This window comes from Pseudomonas sp. BIGb0176 (genome assembly GCF_024810175.1).
Classification (GTDB): Bacteria; Pseudomonadota; Gammaproteobacteria; order Pseudomonadales; family Pseudomonadaceae; genus Aquipseudomonas; species Aquipseudomonas protegens.
On sequence record NZ_JANUEC010000002.1, the window covers coordinates 620,256 to 637,061 of the forward strand.

The 16,806-nt window shown below is 65.7% G+C and carries 20 protein-coding genes; 12 read left to right on the forward strand and 8 right to left on the reverse strand.

The window, feature by feature from the left end; genetic code table 11:
- Positions 1-48 precede the first annotated feature (48 nt).
- Both M2395_RS13710 and M2395_RS13715 read left to right on the forward strand, forming a co-directional pair.
- Positions 49-2,103 carry a S9 family peptidase gene (locus M2395_RS13710; protein ID WP_123430221.1) on the forward strand — a complete coding sequence of 685 codons (2,055 nt, stop codon included), beginning with the start codon at positions 49-51 and terminating at the stop codon, positions 2,101-2,103.
- Between the two features lie 102 nt (positions 2,104-2,205).
- On the forward strand, positions 2,206-2,679 hold the full coding sequence (locus M2395_RS13715) for a cyclic nucleotide-binding domain-containing protein (RefSeq protein WP_011059844.1): 474 nt from the start codon (positions 2,206-2,208) through the stop codon (positions 2,677-2,679).
- 30 nt (positions 2,680-2,709) lie between these two features.
- Here the strand turns inward: M2395_RS13715 and M2395_RS13720 are convergent, their stop codons facing one another.
- Positions 2,710-3,021 carry a hypothetical protein gene (locus tag M2395_RS13720; protein WP_123430220.1) on the reverse strand — a complete coding sequence of 104 codons (312 nt, stop codon included), beginning with the start codon at positions 3,019-3,021 and terminating at the stop codon, positions 2,710-2,712.
- A gap of 75 nt (positions 3,022-3,096) precedes the next feature.
- On the opposite strand from M2395_RS13720, the gene M2395_RS13725 reads away from it, so the two are divergent.
- The 4 genes from M2395_RS13725 (at position 3,097) to M2395_RS13740 (ending at position 5,329) form a co-directional block, all read left to right on the forward strand.
- Positions 3,097-3,783 carry a spermidine synthase gene (locus tag M2395_RS13725; protein ID WP_015634551.1) on the forward strand — a complete coding sequence of 229 codons (687 nt, stop codon included), beginning with the start codon at positions 3,097-3,099 and terminating at the stop codon, positions 3,781-3,783.
- A 49-nt stretch (positions 3,784-3,832) separates the two neighbouring features.
- Positions 3,833-4,210: a YajD family HNH nuclease gene (locus M2395_RS13730; protein WP_011059841.1), complete on the forward strand. Its 378-nt coding sequence runs from the start codon at positions 3,833-3,835 to the stop codon at positions 4,208-4,210.
- Between the two features lie 197 nt (positions 4,211-4,407).
- Entirely contained in the window at positions 4,408-4,875 is a 468-nt protein-coding gene (locus M2395_RS13735; protein ID WP_011059840.1) for an RNA methyltransferase, read from the forward strand.
- Positions 4,876-4,957: 82 nt separating this feature from the next.
- Positions 4,958-5,329, forward strand: coding sequence for a DUF2892 domain-containing protein (locus tag M2395_RS13740; protein ID WP_011059839.1), 372 nt, complete (start codon positions 4,958-4,960; stop codon positions 5,327-5,329).
- A gap of 44 nt (positions 5,330-5,373) precedes the next feature.
- On the opposite strand, the gene M2395_RS13745 is transcribed toward M2395_RS13740, so the two are convergent.
- Positions 5,374-6,609, reverse strand: coding sequence for a hypothetical protein (locus tag M2395_RS13745; RefSeq protein ID WP_019093313.1), 1,236 nt, complete (start codon positions 6,607-6,609; stop codon positions 5,374-5,376).
- 45 nt (positions 6,610-6,654) lie between these two features.
- Positions 6,655-7,104: a YcgN family cysteine cluster protein gene (locus M2395_RS13750; protein WP_015634549.1), complete on the reverse strand. Its 450-nt coding sequence runs from the start codon at positions 7,102-7,104 to the stop codon at positions 6,655-6,657.
- 274 nt (positions 7,105-7,378) lie between these two features.
- Between M2395_RS13750 and M2395_RS13755 the strand changes: the two genes are divergently transcribed.
- Positions 7,379-7,972: a nitroreductase family protein gene (locus M2395_RS13755; protein WP_011059836.1), complete on the forward strand. Its 594-nt coding sequence runs from the start codon at positions 7,379-7,381 to the stop codon at positions 7,970-7,972.
- A gap of 113 nt (positions 7,973-8,085) precedes the next feature.
- Here M2395_RS13755 and M2395_RS13760 read toward each other — a convergent pair whose 3' ends face one another.
- The 4 genes from M2395_RS13760 to M2395_RS13775 form a co-directional block, all read right to left on the reverse strand.
- Complete coding sequence (locus tag M2395_RS13760; protein ID WP_123430219.1) at positions 8,086-9,018, reverse strand: D-2-hydroxyacid dehydrogenase; 933 nt, start codon at positions 9,016-9,018, stop codon at positions 8,086-8,088.
- 120 nt (positions 9,019-9,138) lie between these two features.
- Entirely contained in the window at positions 9,139-9,432 is a 294-nt protein-coding gene (locus tag M2395_RS13765) for a YcgL domain-containing protein (RefSeq protein WP_011059834.1), read from the reverse strand.
- Complete coding sequence (rnd, locus tag M2395_RS13770) at positions 9,429-10,562, reverse strand: ribonuclease D (RefSeq protein ID WP_011059833.1); 1,134 nt, start codon at positions 10,560-10,562, stop codon at positions 9,429-9,431. The genes M2395_RS13765 and rnd overlap by 4 nt, the downstream gene beginning before the upstream one ends.
- Before the next feature lie 122 nt (positions 10,563-10,684).
- Complete coding sequence (locus M2395_RS13775) at positions 10,685-11,347, reverse strand: class I SAM-dependent methyltransferase (RefSeq protein ID WP_072443303.1); 663 nt, start codon at positions 11,345-11,347, stop codon at positions 10,685-10,687.
- A gap of 163 nt (positions 11,348-11,510) precedes the next feature.
- On the opposite strand from M2395_RS13775, the gene M2395_RS13780 reads away from it, so the two are divergent.
- Positions 11,511-12,299: a transporter substrate-binding domain-containing protein gene (locus M2395_RS13780; protein WP_019093311.1), complete on the forward strand. Its 789-nt coding sequence runs from the start codon at positions 11,511-11,513 to the stop codon at positions 12,297-12,299.
- Here M2395_RS13780 and cynR read toward each other — a convergent pair.
- Positions 12,272-13,162, reverse strand: coding sequence for a transcriptional regulator CynR (gene cynR / locus M2395_RS13785; protein WP_011059830.1), 891 nt, complete (start codon positions 13,160-13,162; stop codon positions 12,272-12,274). The two genes, M2395_RS13780 and cynR, sit on opposite strands and share 28 nt — an antisense overlap.
- A gap of 109 nt (positions 13,163-13,271) precedes the next feature.
- Between cynR and M2395_RS13790 the strand changes: the two genes are divergently transcribed.
- From M2395_RS13790 to M2395_RS13805, 4 genes are all read left to right on the forward strand, one after another.
- Entirely contained in the window at positions 13,272-13,931 is a 660-nt protein-coding gene (locus M2395_RS13790) for a carbonic anhydrase (RefSeq protein WP_011059829.1), read from the forward strand.
- 36 nt (positions 13,932-13,967) lie between these two features.
- Positions 13,968-14,438 carry a cyanase gene (gene cynS, locus M2395_RS13795; protein WP_123430218.1) on the forward strand — a complete coding sequence of 157 codons (471 nt, stop codon included), beginning with the start codon at positions 13,968-13,970 and terminating at the stop codon, positions 14,436-14,438.
- 208 nt (positions 14,439-14,646) lie between these two features.
- Positions 14,647-15,831: a cyanate transporter gene (locus M2395_RS13800; RefSeq protein ID WP_019093310.1), complete on the forward strand. Its 1,185-nt coding sequence runs from the start codon at positions 14,647-14,649 to the stop codon at positions 15,829-15,831.
- Between the two features lie 16 nt (positions 15,832-15,847).
- A complete protein-coding gene (locus M2395_RS13805; protein WP_015634544.1) occupies positions 15,848-16,756 on the forward strand; it encodes a DMT family transporter in 909 nt (302 codons plus the stop codon).
- Positions 16,757-16,806: the final 50 nt, after the last annotated feature.

The following is a 16,806-nucleotide window of genomic DNA, read 5'->3' on the forward strand; positions in this document are numbered from 1 at the left end:
GCACCGCCGTCTGCCCAGCCCTCATTTGTCATCGCCCGAGAGCCACCCATGCCCTTAACCGCCAACGACAGCAGCGCCCCGATTGCCCACAAGGCCGAAGGCGCTGACCCGTATGCCTGGCTGCAGGAACGCGACACCGACGCGGTGCTCGATTACCTGAAGGCTGAAAACAGCTACCTGGACGCCCAGTTGGCGCATCAGGGGCCCCTGCGTGAAACGCTGTTCCAGGAGATCAAGGGGCGGATCCTCGAAACCGACCTGTCCCTGCCCTCGCCCTGGGGCCCGTACCTGTACTACACCCGCACCACCGCCGGCGACGAATACGCCCGCCACTACCGCTGCCCGCGCCCGGCGGACGACAGCCTGACGGTGGACGAAAGCCGCGAGCAACTGCTGCTGGACCCCAACGCCCTGGCCAATGGCGGCTTCTTCTCCCTCGGGGCCTTCAGCATCAGCCCCGACCACCAGCGCCTGGCCTACAGCCTCGACACCACTGGGGAGGAAATCTACACCCTGTTCGTCAAGGAGCTGGCCAGCGACAAAGTCAGCGAGCTGTCCTTCGACAACTGCGACGGCAGCATGACCTGGGCCAACGACAGCCTGACCCTGTTCTTCGGCGAGCTGGACGATACCCACCGCCCGCACAAGCTGTTGCGCTACCGGCTGGATGGCACCGCCGCCGAGGAAGTGTTCCACGAGCCGGACGGACGCTTCTTCCTGCATTGCTACCGTTCCAGCTCCGAACGCCAACTGCTGCTGTCCCTGGGCAGCAAGACCACCGGCGAGACCTGGGCCCTGGACGCCACGCAGCCACAGCTGCCGTTCACTTGCCTGGCGCCGCGGGTCGAAGGCCATGAATACGATGTCGACCACGGCCTGCTGGACGGCCAATGGACCTGGTTCATCCGCAGCAACCGCGACGGCATCAACTTCGCTCTCTACCAGGCCGCGGACAACGGCGTGATCCCCGAGCAGGACGACTGGCAACTGCTGGTGCCGCACAACCCCGAGGTGATGCTCGACGGCGTGACCCTCAACGCCGCAGCCATGACCCTGAGCCTGCGCGAAGGCGGCCTGCCGATCATCGAAGTGCACCCCCGGGACCTGCCGGTGTACCGCGTGCAACTGCCGGATGCGGCCTACAGCCTGCACGTGCAGAACAGCCTGGAGTTTTCCAGCGAGCGCATCCGCCTGCGCTACGAGGCCCTGAACCGCCCGGCCCAGGTGCGCCAGCTGCAACTGGCCGACGGCCAGCAGCAGGTGCTGAAGGAAACCCCGGTACTGGGCCCGTTCGACCCCGAGGCCTACGTCAGCCAGCGCCTCTGGGCCACCGCCGCCGACGGCACCCAAGTGCCCATCAGCCTGGTGGTCAAGCGCGACTGCCTGGGCCAGCCGACGCCGCTGTACCTCTACGGCTACGGTGCCTACGGCGAAAGCCTGGACCCCTGGTTCTCCCACGCCCGCCTGAGCCTGCTCGATCGCGGCGTGGCCTTTGCCATCGCCCACGTGCGCGGCGGCGGCGAGCTGGGTGAGGCCTGGTACCGCGCCGGCAAGCAGGAACACAAGCAGAACACCTTCAGCGACTTCATCGCCTGCGCCGAACACCTGATCGCCCAGGGCCTGACCAGCGCCCAGCAGTTGGCCATCAGTGGCGGCAGCGCCGGCGGCCTGCTGATCGGCGCGGTACTCAACCAGCGCCCCGACCTGTTCAAGGTCGCCATCGCCGAAGTGCCCTTCGTCGATGTGCTCAACACCATGCTCGACCCGGAGCTGCCGCTGACCGTCACCGAATACGACGAATGGGGCAACCCCGAGGAGCCCGAGGTCTACGCACGGATCAAGGCCTACGCGCCCTACGAGAACGTGCGCGCCCAGGCCTACCCGGCAACCCTGGTGATCGCCGGCTACAACGACAGCCGCGTGCAGTACTGGGAGGCGGCCAAATGGGTGGCCAGGTTGCGGGCCACCAGGACCGACGACAACCCGCTGCTGCTCAAGACCGAGCTGGGGGCCGGCCATGGCGGCATGAGCGGGCGTTACCAGGGATTACGTGACGTAGCCCTCGAATACGCCTTTATCCTGAACATTCTGGGCCTGGCCTGAGGAACTCCCGGCGGCGTTCCTGTCTTAACCCAGAACGCCGCCGGCAACCGCCGGACCGGGCCTGCGCCCGTGCAACAGACACAAGAAAAAGACCGTGATCCCATGTCCGAACCCACCTTACTGAACAACGAGATCCGCGACTGGCTGATGGACTGCGGCCTGTTCGACCAGTTGTTGCCCGCCGACTTCAACGCTGCGGCCGGCTACTTCAGCATCAGCAGCATCGCCGAGGGCGAAGCGATCTTTCATGAGGGCGATGCCGGCAGCTTCATGTGCATCATCCACAGCGGCCAGGTAGCTGTGCAAAAGCGCAACCACGACGGCCAGCCCCTGACCATCGCGACCCTGCGCAGCGGCCGGGCCTTTGGCGAAATGGCGGTGCTCGATGGCGAGCGACGTTCGGCTACCTGCGTGGCCGCCAGCCATTGCCAGTTGCTCAACCTGGGCAAGGACTCCCTGGAAAAGATGCTCAACGATGCGCCAAAGATCGCCGCCAAGATCATCCGCGCCCTGGCCGTGTCGCTGTCCAAGCGGCTGCGCATGGCCGACGGCCAGTTGCTCGCGCAGCAGATCTGAGCCCCGGGGTACCCTCGCCCGCTACATCCATCAACCCTGAACCTTGGGTTTGCTGTCGTTCTGCTGCAGCCCTGGCAGGGTCTGGTCCTTGGGCGGCTTGGGCATGTCGATCGGCGGCAGCAGGGGCGCGCTGCCACTGCTGCCGGCTTTCGGCGTGCTGGGCGGGGTGACTTGCGGATAAGGCGTAGGGGTCGCGGTACCCGGGGTGCCGAGGGTCGGCGCCGGGGTCACCACCGGGGCGCTTTGCGGCTCGTCGGCCAAAGCCGGGCCGGCACCAAGCGCCAGGGCTGCGGTGAGGGCGAGCGCCGCTTGGGCAATCACCGTTAGAATAGTGCGCTTCATCAATGGCTCCATTGCTATTGTCTGGCGTCAGGCTACTCCCAACCGGGGCGTTTTGCCTTCCTCAATGAGATCTCCATGAAACGTTTCGTACTGCTGGACACTACTGCGATTCCTGAAAACGGCGGTGCCTTGTGCCTGTTCGAATACGGTGAGGATTTCGTCATCAAGATCCAGGGCGGCGACGGCGGCCAGTTGATGAACACGCGCATGCACGGTTCCGAGGATGCCCTGGCGCAGATCCCCTGCAGCAAGGTCGCCGGGCGCCCGAACTCACGGGTGCTGATCGGCGGCCTGGGCATGGGCTTCACCCTGGCCGCGGCTCTCAAGCACCTGGGCAAGAGCGCCGAGGTGGTGGTCGCCGAGCTGGTGCCCGGGGTGGTGGAATGGAACCGTGGCCCGCTCGGCGAAAAGTCCGGCCGGCCGCTGCTGGACCCGCGCACGGTGATCCGCCTGGAAGACGTGGCCAAGGTCCTGCAGGCCGAGCCCCAGGGCTTCGACGCGATCATGCTCGACGTCGACAACGGCCCCGAAGGCCTGACCCAGAAAGCCAACAGCTGGCTCTACTCCAGCGCCGGCCTGGCCGCCTGCGCCCGGGCCCTGCGGCCCAAGGGCATTCTTGCGGTGTGGTCGGCCAGCGCCGACCGGCAGTTCTCCGAGCGCCTGCGCAAGGCCGGCTTCAAGGCCGAGGAAGTGCAGGTCTTCGCCCATGGCAATCGCGGCACCCGGCACACCATCTGGATTGCCGAGAAGCTCAAGGCCTGAGCTAAACTTTGTCCATTACCGTCATTAGTCCTTCTACAAAGGTGAACCCATGAGTTCGTCCACTCCCCCGTCCAACACCGCCAAGCTGGACCGTATCCTTGCCGACGCCCAGCGCGACCGGGAAATGGGCTACCGCGACAAGGCACTGAAAATGTACCCCCATGTCTGCGGCCGCTGCGCCCGGGAGTTCTCCGGCAAGCGCCTGAGCGAGCTGACCGTGCACCACCGCGATCACAACCACGACAACAACCCCCAGGACGGTTCCAACTGGGAACTCTTGTGCCTGTACTGCCACGATAACGAGCACTCGCGCTACACCGACCAGCAGTACTTCGGCGAAGGCTCCCTGAGCACCCCGAAAGTCGCCAAGGCGACCCACAACCCGTTCGCCGCCCTGGCCGGGTTGATGAAGAAAGACCCGGAGTAAGCACCAGCCGCCGGGCATATTGTGGCCAGCGAGCGTGCTCCCGTTCGGCGGCAAGGCAGCCGTAAACCCTGTGTCCCCGGCCGGCCTGCTATACCGCATTGGCCGGCGTCGGGAGCAAGCTCCCTCGCCACAACAAGCCACCGAGCCGTGGGCAATCCCCGTATAATCGCGCTCTTTTCCCCCAAGGCGCTTTGTTCGTGGCAAACAAAAGGTACAGCTGCATCGGTTTGTATAACCCCAAGTCACCGGAGAACGTCGGTTCGGTGATGCGCGCCGCCGGCTGCTATGGCGTCGCCTCGGTGTTCTACACCGGCAAGCGCTATGAGCGGGCCCGCGACTTCGTCACCGACACCAAGAAGGTCCACCAGGACATTCCGCTGATCGGCATCGACGACCTGAAGAAAATCCTCCCCCTGGGCTGCATTCCGGTGGCCGTGGAACTGGTCGAGGGTGCCCGCCCACTGCCCGAATACACCCACCCGGATCGCGCCCTGTACATCTTCGGCCCGGAAGACGGCTCCCTCGACAAGGAGATCCGCGACTGGTGCGAGGACGTGGTCTACATCCCCACCACCGGTTGCATGAACCTGGCAGCGACAGTCAACGTGGTGCTCTACGATCGCCTGGCCAAGGGTAACAACACCCGCTCCGGTCCCAAGTTCTGAGCACACGCCGGTCATTGCCCGGGAACCTGTGACGCCTTCGTGCAGTCAGCCTTGTATCCCTTACCGCCCTTGGAGACAGATCATGAGCGAGCGCAAACAGCTGCAAACCATCGAATCGACCCCGTTCCAGAGCCAGCCCACCCAGAATGTCCAGGGCTGGGAGCGCATCGGCTCGCTGGCCGGCGGCGTGGTGATGATGGGCAAGGGCCTGCGCCGTGGCGGCGTATTCGGCCTGATCCAGGTAGCCATCGGCGGCGTGGCCCTGGCCCGGGGCATCACCGGGCACAGCTCGGCGAAAAGCCTGCTGGAGAAAAGCCGCCAGGACATGAACAACGTGCGCAACAAGATCGAACGCGCTGCAGAAGAGCTGCGCAACCTGAAAGCCGATGCCGAAGCCGCCGGCCGCAACGCCAAGGCCGCCAGCAATGATGAAGTGAAGGTGCCCAAGGCCTGAAGCCGGGGCGTCCTCATGGACGCCTGGGCCCCAGCCGCGCCGGGTCAGCGCAGCAGGCTGGTGTCGAGGACCCTGGAGGACTCGCCCAGCACGCTTTCACTGAGCTGGATGAATTCGGCGGTGCTGACGCTTTCCAGGCGCATCGCCGCTTGCAGGACATCGTCCAGGGAGCGCTTGTTGCGGGTCTTGAGGCGAATCTCCCGATCCAGCTCCTGCAATAGCAACACCGCCTTGGCCACTGTGGCGCTGTCCACCTGTTCGCCGCGCAGGCTGGTGACCTTGTGGCCGTCCCGGGCCAGGCGCTTCTCCAGCACCTGGTAACGTTCATCGCTGATGCCACCGGCACGGCGCAGCAGCTCGATGGCGTAGTACTGCGCCAGCCCTTCACTGATCCAGTCGCTGCGCTGGCTGTCGTTGATCCGTGCCAGAGATTGCACCAGCTCCCGCAGCAAGGGGCTGGCGCCGCTCTCGCTGACCAGCGGCAGGCGGCTGTGCAGGAACAGTGAATCGCGCCCGGCCAGGCTGCCGCGCCACATCGGATCGGCCGCGCCGACGATCAACAGCTTGCTCGGCTGGCGGGGAAACACCGCCTGCACCTGCGGCCAGACAAAGGTCAGCAGGGTCAGCACATCCATGCGCCGCATGCCCTGGCCCAGTGGCGAGACCACGCTGACGTCGGTTTCCCCCAGGCGCGTGCGGCGGCTGCCCAGGGTGCCGGCGAGCATCCAGCCGGCGGGACGGTCGAACAGCCGCGAGGGGTTGTCGATGCGAAAACGGTGCTTGCCGATCCGCGGCCAGGCGGTCTCGATGCTCTTCCAGCCGGCGGGCAGTTCGAAATCCAGGCGCGCCACCAGCTCGATGCCGTCCTGCTGGTCCAGGTGCGCCGGCGGCACCAGGGTTTCGCCGCGCAGCAGGGCCCAGTTGGCAGTACTGCGGCTGTCATAGCTGCCCTTCTTGATGCTGTGGTTCAGGCGTACCCGGTAGCTCAGGCTGGCCTTGCCGCTGGCCGGGCGCCAGACCCCACGCTGACCGCCGGCACCGGCGGGGGCGGCCTGCCATTGGCCGTCGGCCTTGAAGTCGCTGTAGTCGCCGGTCGAGCCCAGATCGAAATCCAGGCTGCGCAGCGCCGCGCCGTCGGCCAGGGTCAGGCGCACTTCGGCCTGATCGCTCTGGGGCAGGAAGCGCACGTGATAATCCAGATCGACCTTCTTCGCCGCAAACGCCGATGCGCTCAATGCCAGCATCGCAGCGGCCAGCGCCAGCTTCGCCCCCACCCTCATACCCTCTCCTTGCTATTGAAACCTTGAAGCCGGCGCGGCGAACCCTCAGCCTGCGCGGAAAATCAGATGATCCTCCCAATCCTCTTCCGCCACGCTGCCTTCGGCGAGCATGCGGCCGGACTGGGAAATACGTTCGTGGTGCACCGCATCGCGGTCGCCGCACACCAGGTGGTGCCACAGGGGCAGGTCCTTGCCCTCGCTCACCAGGCGGTAGCCGCAGGTGGGAGGCAGCCACTTGAATTCGTCGGCCTTGCCCGGGGTCAGCTGGATGCAGTCGGGCACCGAGTCGCGGCGGTTGGGGTAATCGCTGCACTGGCAGGTCTTGAGGTCCAAAAGCTTGCAGGCGATGCGCGTGTAATAGACGCTGTTGTCGTCCTCGTCTTCAAGCTTTTGCAGGCAGCACAGACCGCAGCCATCGCACAACGACTCCCATTCGTCCTGGTCGAGTTGTTCGAGGGTTTTGCGTATCCAGAAAGGTTCGACTTTGGCGGCCATGGCTCAAGCATCAATATCCGAGGGTGAAAAGGCCGCCAGTCTAGTGCCGAAGAACCGGCGGGCCAAGCGCTGGCGACTGTCGGTAGGCCGGGACTTGTCAGCGGGCCATGGGCACAGTAGCTTTGCCCCTCGGACCGACCCGCGTCCGTGTGCCATTAACGCTTGACCGCGTTGCACCCGGCAAACCGCACGGGGTCAGGAATACCCCTTCGCTCAGCTCATCTGCGCTTGCCGGTTTATTCCACTCATCTCACATGCTGCCAGGAGTTTTTCCATGAGCGCCAACACTCGCGTTGCCGACTACGCCATCCACCCGCAGTTCACCCAGCGCTGGTCGCCCCGGGCCTTCACCGGCGAAAGCATCCCCGAAGAAACCCTGCTGAGCTTCTTCGAAGCCGCACGCTGGGCGCCTTCGGCCTACAACTCGCAGCCCTGGCGCTTCCTCTATGCCCGCCGCGACACGCCGAACTGGGAACGCTTCCTCGGCCTGCTCAACGAATTCAACCGTGGCTGGGCGCAACACGCTTCGGCCCTGGTGATCGTGATTTCCAAGACCACCTTCACCGTGCCCGGCGCCAGCGAGGAAACCCCGGCCCTGTGGCACACCTTCGACACCGGTTCGGCCTGGGGCCACCTGGCCCTGCAAGCCAGCCTCAGTGGCTGGCACACCCACGGCATGGCCGGTTTCGACCAGGAACTGACCCGCAAGGAACTGAAGATCCCCGAAGGCTATGCCGTGCACGCCGCCGTGGCCGTGGGCAAGCTGGGAGACAAGTCGACCCTGGCCGACTACCTCCAGGCCCGGGAAGAGCCAAGCCCGCGTCGCCCCCTGAGCGAAACCGTGGCCGAAGGCGATTTCAGCCTCTAAAGCCGCGATCGCCTCTGTAGGAGCGAGCTTGCTCGCGAAGCCCTGAAGGGCGCCGCGCTTGCCTGGCAAGCGCGGCTTTCGCGAGCAAGCTCGCTCCTGCGATCAGGTCCGTTTCAATAGCCCCGGGCGAAATCCACTTCGCCGCGCAGGGCCTGCCCAGCCTGATAAGCCCGCAGGTTGTCGGCGAACAACTGCACCATCAATTCCGGCGAGGTCGGCGCCGAACTGTGGCCCGTCAGCAGCAAGCCCCAGGCGGTCCAGAACGGATGCCGTTGCGGCAAGGGCTCCTGGCGGCAGACATCGATCACCGCCCCCGCCAGATGCCCATCCTTGAGGGCCTGCACCAGGTCCGCATCGACCACCGCCACGCCCCGGCCAACATTGATGAACAACCCCGTGGGCTTGAACTGCTTGAACAGCGCCGCGTCGTACAGGTCGTGAGTGCTCGGGGTGTTGGGCAGCAGGTTGACCACGTAGTCCACCTCCCCCACCAGGCGCCCCAGGTCTTGCAGGCCGGCCACTTCGATAAAGGGCGCCTGCTCCCGGGGCTGGCTGGCGATGCCGTACAGCTTCACGCCAAACGGCAGGAGGAACTGCGCCACGCTCTGGCCGATGTCGCCGGTGCCGACGATCAGCACCTTGCGCCCCACCAGGCTCTGGCCCAGGCGGTTGTCCCACTTGCGCTCGACCTGGCTCACCAGGCGCGCCAGCACCTCGCGCTCATGGCCCAGGATGTAGGTCAGCACGTACTCGGCCATCACCTGGCCGAAGATGCCCACGGCCCGGGTCAGGCGGTAGTGCCGCGGCAGGCCGTCGGCCAGCAGCGGGGTAATGCCGGCCCAGGTGGATTGCAGCCACTGGGGCTGGTGCCCCTGGCGCAGCAGGGTGGCCAGCAGGTCCGGCTGCCCCAGCCAGACCGGACAATCCGCCGCCAACCGTGCCAGCTCGGCGGAGTCGCCACTGGTCAGCACTTCCAGCTCCGGGGCCGCCTGACGCAACAGGCGGGCATAAACAGCGTGATCGTGTTCGGCAATCAGAACGCGCATGGCTCAAACCTTAAAAAACGGTGCAGGCAGCCGCCGACGGAGAATCGCTCCATCGATCAAGGCGGCTGCCAGGTCAGTCAGTTGCACTTACAAGGAGGCCCGGGACCGGGCGCCTACAGGTCAGACCGGATCATTGCGACGCAGCAGCTCTTCGGGCAAGTGCTCGATGTACTCGTCTTCTGCCGGTGGCATCTGCAGGTGGTAGCCCTGCTTGTCGAGGTTTTCCAGCACCTGGTGGATGTCCTCGCGGGACAGCTTGCGCTCCGGGCTCAGCACCAGGTCGAAGGCATGTTGCGGCTTGCCGAAGGCCAGCAGCAGGTTTTCCGGCACGCGTTCCAGAGCCTCGCTTTTGAGCACGTAGAGGTACATCTCGTTCTTGCGCGGGCTTTTGTAGATGGAGCAGATACGTTTCAAGGCTGTTCTCCGGCGGTGGCCAGGCTGTCCAGCAGCGCCTGGCCCATCAATTCGCGGCGCCAGCCACGCAACGAATCAGGCAATTGGTAAGGCCCGTTGGGGAAGCCGCTCTTGAGCAGGCTCTCCAGGGTTTTCTTGCGCAGCATCACTTCCGGGGCGATCCCCAGGCGCTCGGCCTGGGCCTGGCCCACGGCCTTGAGGCGCTTGAGCAGGGCCGCGGCTTCGATCGGCAGGGGTTCGGGCACGGCCGGCGGCCATTGATCCGGGCCGACGCTGGCGGTGCGCTTGATCAGGTCGAGGAGGAACTCGCCGTCCTGGCGCACGGTACGCGGGTGCATGTCTTCGATCTTGGCCAGCGCCGACAGGTTGTCCGGCTGGGTCTTGGCCAGGGGCCACAGGGCATGCTCGCGCACGATACGGTTGCGCGGCAGGTTGCGGGCACGGGCCTCGCGCTCGCGCCAGGCACACAGTTCACGCAAGACCGCCAGCTGGGCGCGGGACAGTTTCCAGGCCAGCTTGGCTTCGCGGTAGACCTCGTAGGGGTCCACTTCGCGGCGCAGGTTGGCCACCAGCTCGGCGCCGTCTTCCAGCACCCAGCGGTACTTGTCCTCGGACAACCTGGGCCGCAGTTCGGTGAACACCTGGGCCAGGTGCACGGCGTCTTCGGCGGCGTAGCTGACCTGGGTTTCCGACAGCGGGCGCTGCAGCCAGTCGGAACGGGTCTCGCCCTTGGGCAGGTCGATGCCCAGGACTTCCTGCACCAGGCGCGAATAGCCCATGGAGAAACCCAGGTTCAGGTAGGCGGCCGCCAGTTGCGTGTCGAACAACGGCGCCGGCAGGCTGCCAGTCAGGCGCAGCAGGACTTCAAGGTCCTCGCTGCAGGCGTGCACCACCTTGACCACTGCCGGATTCTCCAGCAGGGCCGCCAGTGGCTGCCAGTTGTCGATGGTCAAAGGGTCAATCAGGTAGGCGCGCTGCCCATCGCCAATCTGCAACAGGGCGGCAATGGGATAGAAAGTGTCGACCCGCATGAATTCGGTGTCGAGGGCGACGAATGGCAACTGCTGCCACTGGGCGCAAAGCTGACCGAGGCTATCGTTGTCGCGAATCCAATGTATATCGATGGCCACACGGCTCTCCCTTGAAGAATGGCGCGCAGTATATATCGCCTCCGGCGATTTCCGAGCATTCACCCGACAAGAGCAAGTGAGAAACCATCTGCCGGAGGGCAAGAATAGTCCGAGACTCTGGGCTAACCCTGTTTTCTCAGCACATAGACCCGCGAAGGCGCCCAACCGGGCAGCAGGTCCCGATGGTCGAGCACTTCAAAACCGGCTTCGCGGAACTCCGCTTCCAGCTGCACCTTGCTGGCCAGCGGCAGCATGCCGGAGCTGGCAGAAGCGGGTCGGGCGATCTGCAACAGCGGTTCGATCCGCGTGGCCAGGATCACCGTGTCCCGGCTGACCCGGTAGAACTCGCGCAGCAAGGCCAGGCGATCCTCACCCCGGGTCACGTGGGCAAAGAGTTGCATGCAGATGATGCAGTCCACCGCATTGGCCGACAGGCCGATATTGAACGCCGAACTGTGAAAGGTCTTGACCCGTTTCAGCAGGCTGGCCGGGTGGTGGGTCTGGGCATGGTTCAACATGTCCTGGGAAGGGTCCGCCGCCAGAATCACCCGGTTGCCGTGCTCGCCCAGCACCGGCCAGTAGCGCCCGGCGCCGCAGGCCACATCCAGGATCAGCCCCGGCTCGCCGGCTTCCTTCAGGGCGTGACGCACCAGGCGTGCCGTGCGCCAGGCGGCCAGGCGCGCGCCAATCCCGGCTGGCCGGGGCTCGCGACAGACGCGCGCGTGCTCCTGGTCGTAGCGCCGAGCGAACTCAAGTTCGATGGACGGTGGGGGATGGGACGACATGAACGGCGAACTCTTTTTGGAATCCAGGGGCCACAGGTTAACGTGCCATTCGTGAAAAAAAGGTCGAAAGCCCGCATCGCCTTCCAGCACCGGTACTTGCCTTGCCTGGCCGGCGGCTGGCGCCAATAATGCTCCGCCCCCCTGCCCCTCAAGGAACGATTCCATGCTCCCGCGCCTGCTGTTGTGTACCCTGCTGGGCCTCAGCGCCCCAGCCCTGAGCTTCGCCCAGGAGCCCACCTCGCACCTGGACCAGGTGATCGAGCGCGGCCATCTGACGGTCTGCACCACCGGCGACTACAAGCCCTACAGCTACCTGCGCGACGACGGCCACTACGAAGGCATCGACATCAGCCTGGCCGAATCCCTGGCCGAGAGCCTCGGGGTGCGGGTGAAGTGGGTCAACACCACCTGGAAAGGCCTGATGGCGGACTTCCAGAGCCAACAGTGCGACATCGCCGTCGGCGGTATTTCGGTGTCACTGGAGCGGCAGAAAAAAGCCTTCTTCAGCCAGCCCCTGGGCATCGATGGCAAGATCCCCCTGGTGCGCTGCCAGGATCTCAAGCGCTACCAGACCCTGGAACAGATCAACCAGCCCGAGGTGCGCCTGATCGAGCCACCGGGCGGCACCAACGAAATCTTCGCCCGGGCCCACCTGCCCAAGGCCAGCCTGACCCTGTTCGCCGACAACGTGACGATCTTCGATCAGTTGCTGACCCACCGCGCCGACGTGATGATCACCGACGCCTCGGAGGCGCGCTTCCAGCAACGGCACAAGCCGGGGCTGTGCGCAGTCAACCCCGAGCGCTATCTGCAATACAGCGAGAAGGCCTTTCTCCTGCCTCGGGACGATGTGGCCTGGAAAAGCTACGTCGACCAATGGCTGCACCTGAGCAAGGCCACCGGCGCCTACGACCGGGTGGTCAATCAGTGGCTGGCCGCGCCCTCGTCCTGATCCAGCAGCAGCTGCCGGAAAGCCTGGCAGGCGGCGCTGCGATAGGCGCCCTTGCGCCCCAGCAGCACCACGCTGCGCGGCGCCGGTGGTGACTGCAAGGCCAGGGTGCGCAGCCCCGGCTGCTCCCGGGCAATGGAGCTGGGCAGGATGGTCGCCAGTTGCCCGCGCCGGACCATCTCGACAATCGCACTGACCGAATTGGCCTCGGCGGCGATCGGCGGGGCAATGCCCTGCTGCCGGCAATACAGGTCGATGTGCCGGCGGGTGGCGAAGTCGGCGCTGAGCAGCACCAGGGGCTGGCGGCCCAGGGCCTCGGCACTCAAGGGCAGGCGCTCGGGCTGCGGATACTGCGGGCCGACCATCAGGCTCAGGGTCTCGATGAACAGCGCCTGACTCTCGATCTCCGCCAGGTGCTCGCCGGCGAAGGCGATACCCAGGTCCAGGCGGTCTTCGGCCAGGGCCGCCTCCAGGCGGTCCTGGGTCATTTCCTCGATGCTCAGGCCGATTCCCGGGTGCTGCCGGTAAAAGCGGCTGAGCAAGGGCCCGGCCAGGTAGGCGGTAAAGGTCGGGGTCAGTGCCAGGCGCAGCGAGCCGCGGCTCAGGTCCTGCACATCGTGGATCGCCCGCCTGGCCGCCTCCAGGTCCTGCAGGGCGCGGCGGGCATAGGCGACATAGGCCTGGCCGGCATCGGTGAGGCGCACGCTGCGCCCGGAACGGTCGAACAGCGGCGCCCCCAGGCCCTCCTCCAACTGCTTGATCTGTTGCGACAGGGTCGGCTGGGACACATGCAGCGCCTCGGCAGCCCGGGTGAAGTTGCAATGCTCGGCCACGGCCAGCAGGTAACGGATGTGACGCAACAGCATGGGGAATTCCAACTATAGGCTGTACTTATGGAAAGCATAATAAGCCGGTCTTGGACGCTATAGCTGAAAACTTCCATCCTTGCCCCATCAGCGACGCAAGGAGAACCCCATGCAGAACATCATCGACGGCTTCCTCAAGTTCCAGCGCGAAGCCTTTCCCCAACGCAGTGAACTGTTCAAGCAACTGGCCAGCACCCAGAACCCCGGCACCCTGTTCGTCACCTGCTCCGACAGCCGGGTGGTGCCCGAACTGCTGACCCAGCAAGAGCCCGGCGACCTGTTCGTGATCCGCAACGCCGGCAACATCGTGCCCAGCTATGGCCCCGAGCCGGGCGGCGTATCGGCCACCGTGGAATACGCGGTGGCAGTGCTGGGGGTGAGCGACATCGTCATCTGCGGCCACTCCGACTGCGGCGCGATGACCGCCATTTCCACCTGCAAGTGCCTCGACCACCTGCCCGCCGTGGCCAACTGGCTGCGCCATGCCGAGTCGGCCAAGGTGATCAATGCCGCCCGCCAGCACGCCTCGCCCGCCGAGCACCTGGACGCCCTGGTGCGCGACAACGTGATCGCCCAACTGGCCAACCTCAAGACCCATCCTTCGGTGGCCCTGGCCCTGGAACAGGGCCGGCTCAACCTGCATGGCTGGGTCTATGACATCGAGAGCGGCGCCATCGTCGCCCTCGACGGCAACACCCAGCGTTTCGTCTCCCTGGCCGAGTACCCGCACACCTGTGCCCTGGCCAGCCAAGCTTCCAGCGCTGCCTGAGCAGCCCCCGTTTCGTCACTCAAGAGGAGTCACCCCATGCTGCAATCCCAATTCGCCCAAGCTCCACGCCTGGCCCTGGCCGACACCATCATCGACGCCAAGGCGCGCAAGAACCTGTCGTGGCAGGACCTCACCGACGGCACCGGGCTGAGCCTGGCTTTCGTCACCGCCGCTCTGCTGGGCCAGCACGCCCTGCCGCCCACCGCCGCCGACCTGGTGTGCGACAAGCTGGGCCTGGACCAGGACGCCAGCCGCCTGCTGCAGAGCATTCCCCTGCGCGGCAGCATCGCCGGCGGCATCCCCACCGATCCGACCGTGTATCGCTTCTATGAAATGCTCCAGGTCTACGGTTCGACCCTCAAGGCCCTGGTCCACGAGCAGTTCGGCGACGGCATCATCAGCGCCATCAACTTCAAGCTGGACATCAAGAAGGTCGAAGATCCGGAAGGCGGTTCCCGCGCAGTGATCACCCTGGACGGCAAGTACCTGCCGACCAAGCCGTTCTGACCCCGGGTTGCAGGTTGCTCCAGCGGTAGGTGCCTGCCGGGCGTGCGTATCGTCCGGTTTGCGGCCCTGCGGCCCGGATCGCAGCCTGCGGCAGCGGCTACAGGTCCGCGGTGTTATTTAGTTTTTAAATAACACCGCGGACTTTCTGATTTGCCCCCACTCCAGACCGAGCCGCCTAATCGGGTCCTTGTTTGTTGAAGGTCCGACCATGGAAAACGTTCGTGCAACTTCCCGCCCCGCACTCTGGCTGATGGTCAGTGTGATTCTGGTGGCGCTCAATCTGCGTCCGTCGATGGCCGCCGTCGGCCCGCTGCTGTCGGGCATTCGCGGCGATATCCCCTTGAGCTTCAGCCTGGCTTCCCTGCTGACCATGCTGCCGGTCATGGCCATGGGCCTGGCGATGTTCTTCGGCATGGGCATCAGCCAGCGCCTGGGCGAGCACCGCACCGTGGTCCTGTCGCTGCTGGTCATCGGCCTGGCCACGGTCTCGCGACTGTTCATGGATTCGGCGGCCGAGCTGATTCTCAGCGCGGTGCTGGCCGGCATCGGCATCGCCCTGATCCAGGCACTGCTGCCGGCGCTGATCAAGTCGCGCTTTGCCGACAATGTCTCGTTGTTCATGGGCCTGTACGTCACCTCGATCATGGGCGGTGCAGCACTGGCCGCGTCCTTCTCCCCCCTGGTGATGAACCACAGTGGCAGTTGGCGCCTGGCCCTGGCGATCTGGGCCGCCCTGGCGCTGCTGGCCCTGGTGTTCTGGTACGCCCAGCGCGCGGCCCTGCCCAGGCTGCCGGGCAAAGGTGGAGCACGGGAGTCCTTTGCCGGTAATCGCCGGGCCTGGCTGCTGGCGGTGTTCTTCGGCCTCGGCACCGCTTCCTACACCTGCGTGCTGGCATGGCTGGCGCCCTACTACGTGGAGAACGGCTGGAGCGAGCAGAACGCGGGCCTGTTACTGGGCTTTCTCACCGCCATGGAGGTGATTTCCGGGCTGGTCACCCCGGCCATCGCCAACCGCAGCCAGGACCGGCGCCTGGTGCTGGTGGCCCTGCTGGTACTGATCATCGCCGGCTTCTGCGGCCTGATCCTCAGCCCCAAACACCTCAGCCTGCTGTGGCCGTGCCTGCTGGGCCTGGGAATCGGCGGGCTGTTTCCCATGAGCCTGATCGTCTCCCTGGACCACCTCAGCGACCCGCGCCGCGCCGGTGGCCTGACCGCTTTCGTGCAGGGCATCGGCTACCTGATTGCCGGGCTGTCGCCGTTGCTGGCGGGCATGATCCGCGACCAGCTGGGCAGCTTCGAATGGGCCTGGTGGTCACTGGCCGCGGTGATGCTGGTGATGATCCTCATGGCGCTGCGCTTCGATCCGAAGCATTACCGCCAGCACATCCGCTGAGCCGAGGGAAGCCATCATGAACCCGGCGAACTTCACCCAGGCCAACCTTGGCATGCTGCTGTGGGCGGTGCTGATTGCCGCTTCGTTCTTTGCCGCCGCCGAGGTCAGCCAGGCCATCGACCCGGTACTGCTGACCGCCCTGCGCCTGTTGTTCTCGGCGCTGATGTTCGTGCCTCTGTTGTGGCTCAAGGGTTCGGCGCCCATGACCCTGGCCGGCTTGCGCGCCCATGGGCTGCTGGGCCTGCTGCTGGCGCTGTATTTCGGTTCGCTGTTCGAAGCCCTGCGCTATACCTCGGCGGTCAACACCGGGACCCTGTTCACCCTGGTGCCGCTCCTGACCCTGGTGTTCGAAGCCTGGCTGCTGCCTGGCAGCGGCCTGCGGCGCCGCCTGCTGCCGATGCTGGTGGCGGGGGCCGGGGCGCTGCTGCTGATCCTCAAGGGCGGCGCGCCAGGGCAATTGCCGTCGCTGTACGCCATGGGTATCTACGCCCTGGGCTGCCTGGCCATGGCCGCCTACTCGCCGCTGAGCCAGCGCTTCAAGGCCGGCAGCCTGCAAGGGCGCAGCCCGGCGGCCATGACCTTCTGGAACATGCTGTTCGGATCGCTGTTCCTGTTTGTCGCCAGCCTGGCCAGTGGCGGCTGGCGCAGTGCCGCGCTACTGCGCGGCAACGACCTGCTGTGGCTGCTGTACCTGGCGCTGTTCGCCACCCTGGCAACCTTCTGGCTGCTGCATCGGGCCATCGGCGTCATCGCCCCGTCCACGGTGATTTCCTACATCTACCTGAGCACCCTGTTCCTCACGCTGTTCCACTGGTTGTGGCTGGGCCAGGGGCCACAGTTGACAGAAATGCTCGGCGCCCTGCTGGTGGCCCTGGGCATGCTCGGCCTGGTGCGCGGCAGCCGCCCGACAGCCGCGGCGGCCTGAAATCTACCCGGGACAAGCACCATTGCAGTGCGCGAAACTGCGCAGGTCGT

Coding starts and splice junctions, on each gene's coding strand:
- M2395_RS13740 (WP_011059839.1), top strand. CDS start 4,958: ATGAGCGAGCGCAAACAGCTGCAAACCATCGAATCGACCCCGTTCCAG.
- M2395_RS13775 (WP_072443303.1), bottom strand. CDS start 11,347: ATGTCGTCCCATCCCCCACCGTCCATCGAACTTGAGTTCGCTCGGCGC.
- M2395_RS13805 (WP_015634544.1), top strand. CDS start 15,848: ATGAACCCGGCGAACTTCACCCAGGCCAACCTTGGCATGCTGCTGTGG.
- M2395_RS13755 (WP_011059836.1), top strand. CDS start 7,379: ATGAGCGCCAACACTCGCGTTGCCGACTACGCCATCCACCCGCAGTTC.
- M2395_RS13720 (WP_123430220.1), bottom strand. CDS start 3,021: ATGAAGCGCACTATTCTAACGGTGATTGCCCAAGCGGCGCTCGCCCTC.
- M2395_RS13790 (WP_011059829.1), top strand. CDS start 13,272: ATGCAGAACATCATCGACGGCTTCCTCAAGTTCCAGCGCGAAGCCTTT.
- M2395_RS13800 (WP_019093310.1), top strand. CDS start 14,647: ATGGAAAACGTTCGTGCAACTTCCCGCCCCGCACTCTGGCTGATGGTC.
- M2395_RS13710 (WP_123430221.1), top strand. CDS start 49: ATGCCCTTAACCGCCAACGACAGCAGCGCCCCGATTGCCCACAAGGCC.
- cynS (WP_123430218.1), top strand. CDS start 13,968: ATGCTGCAATCCCAATTCGCCCAAGCTCCACGCCTGGCCCTGGCCGAC.
- M2395_RS13725 (WP_015634551.1), top strand. CDS start 3,097: ATGAAACGTTTCGTACTGCTGGACACTACTGCGATTCCTGAAAACGGC.
- M2395_RS13745 (WP_019093313.1), bottom strand. CDS start 6,609: ATGAGGGTGGGGGCGAAGCTGGCGCTGGCCGCTGCGATGCTGGCATTG.
- cynR (WP_011059830.1), bottom strand. CDS start 13,162: ATGCTGTTGCGTCACATCCGTTACCTGCTGGCCGTGGCCGAGCATTGC.
- M2395_RS13750 (WP_015634549.1), bottom strand. CDS start 7,104: ATGGCCGCCAAAGTCGAACCTTTCTGGATACGCAAAACCCTCGAACAA.
- M2395_RS13780 (WP_019093311.1), top strand. CDS start 11,511: ATGCTCCCGCGCCTGCTGTTGTGTACCCTGCTGGGCCTCAGCGCCCCA.
- M2395_RS13730 (WP_011059841.1), top strand. CDS start 3,833: ATGAGTTCGTCCACTCCCCCGTCCAACACCGCCAAGCTGGACCGTATC.
- M2395_RS13715 (WP_011059844.1), top strand. CDS start 2,206: ATGTCCGAACCCACCTTACTGAACAACGAGATCCGCGACTGGCTGATG.
- M2395_RS13760 (WP_123430219.1), bottom strand. CDS start 9,018: ATGCGCGTTCTGATTGCCGAACACGATCACGCTGTTTATGCCCGCCTG.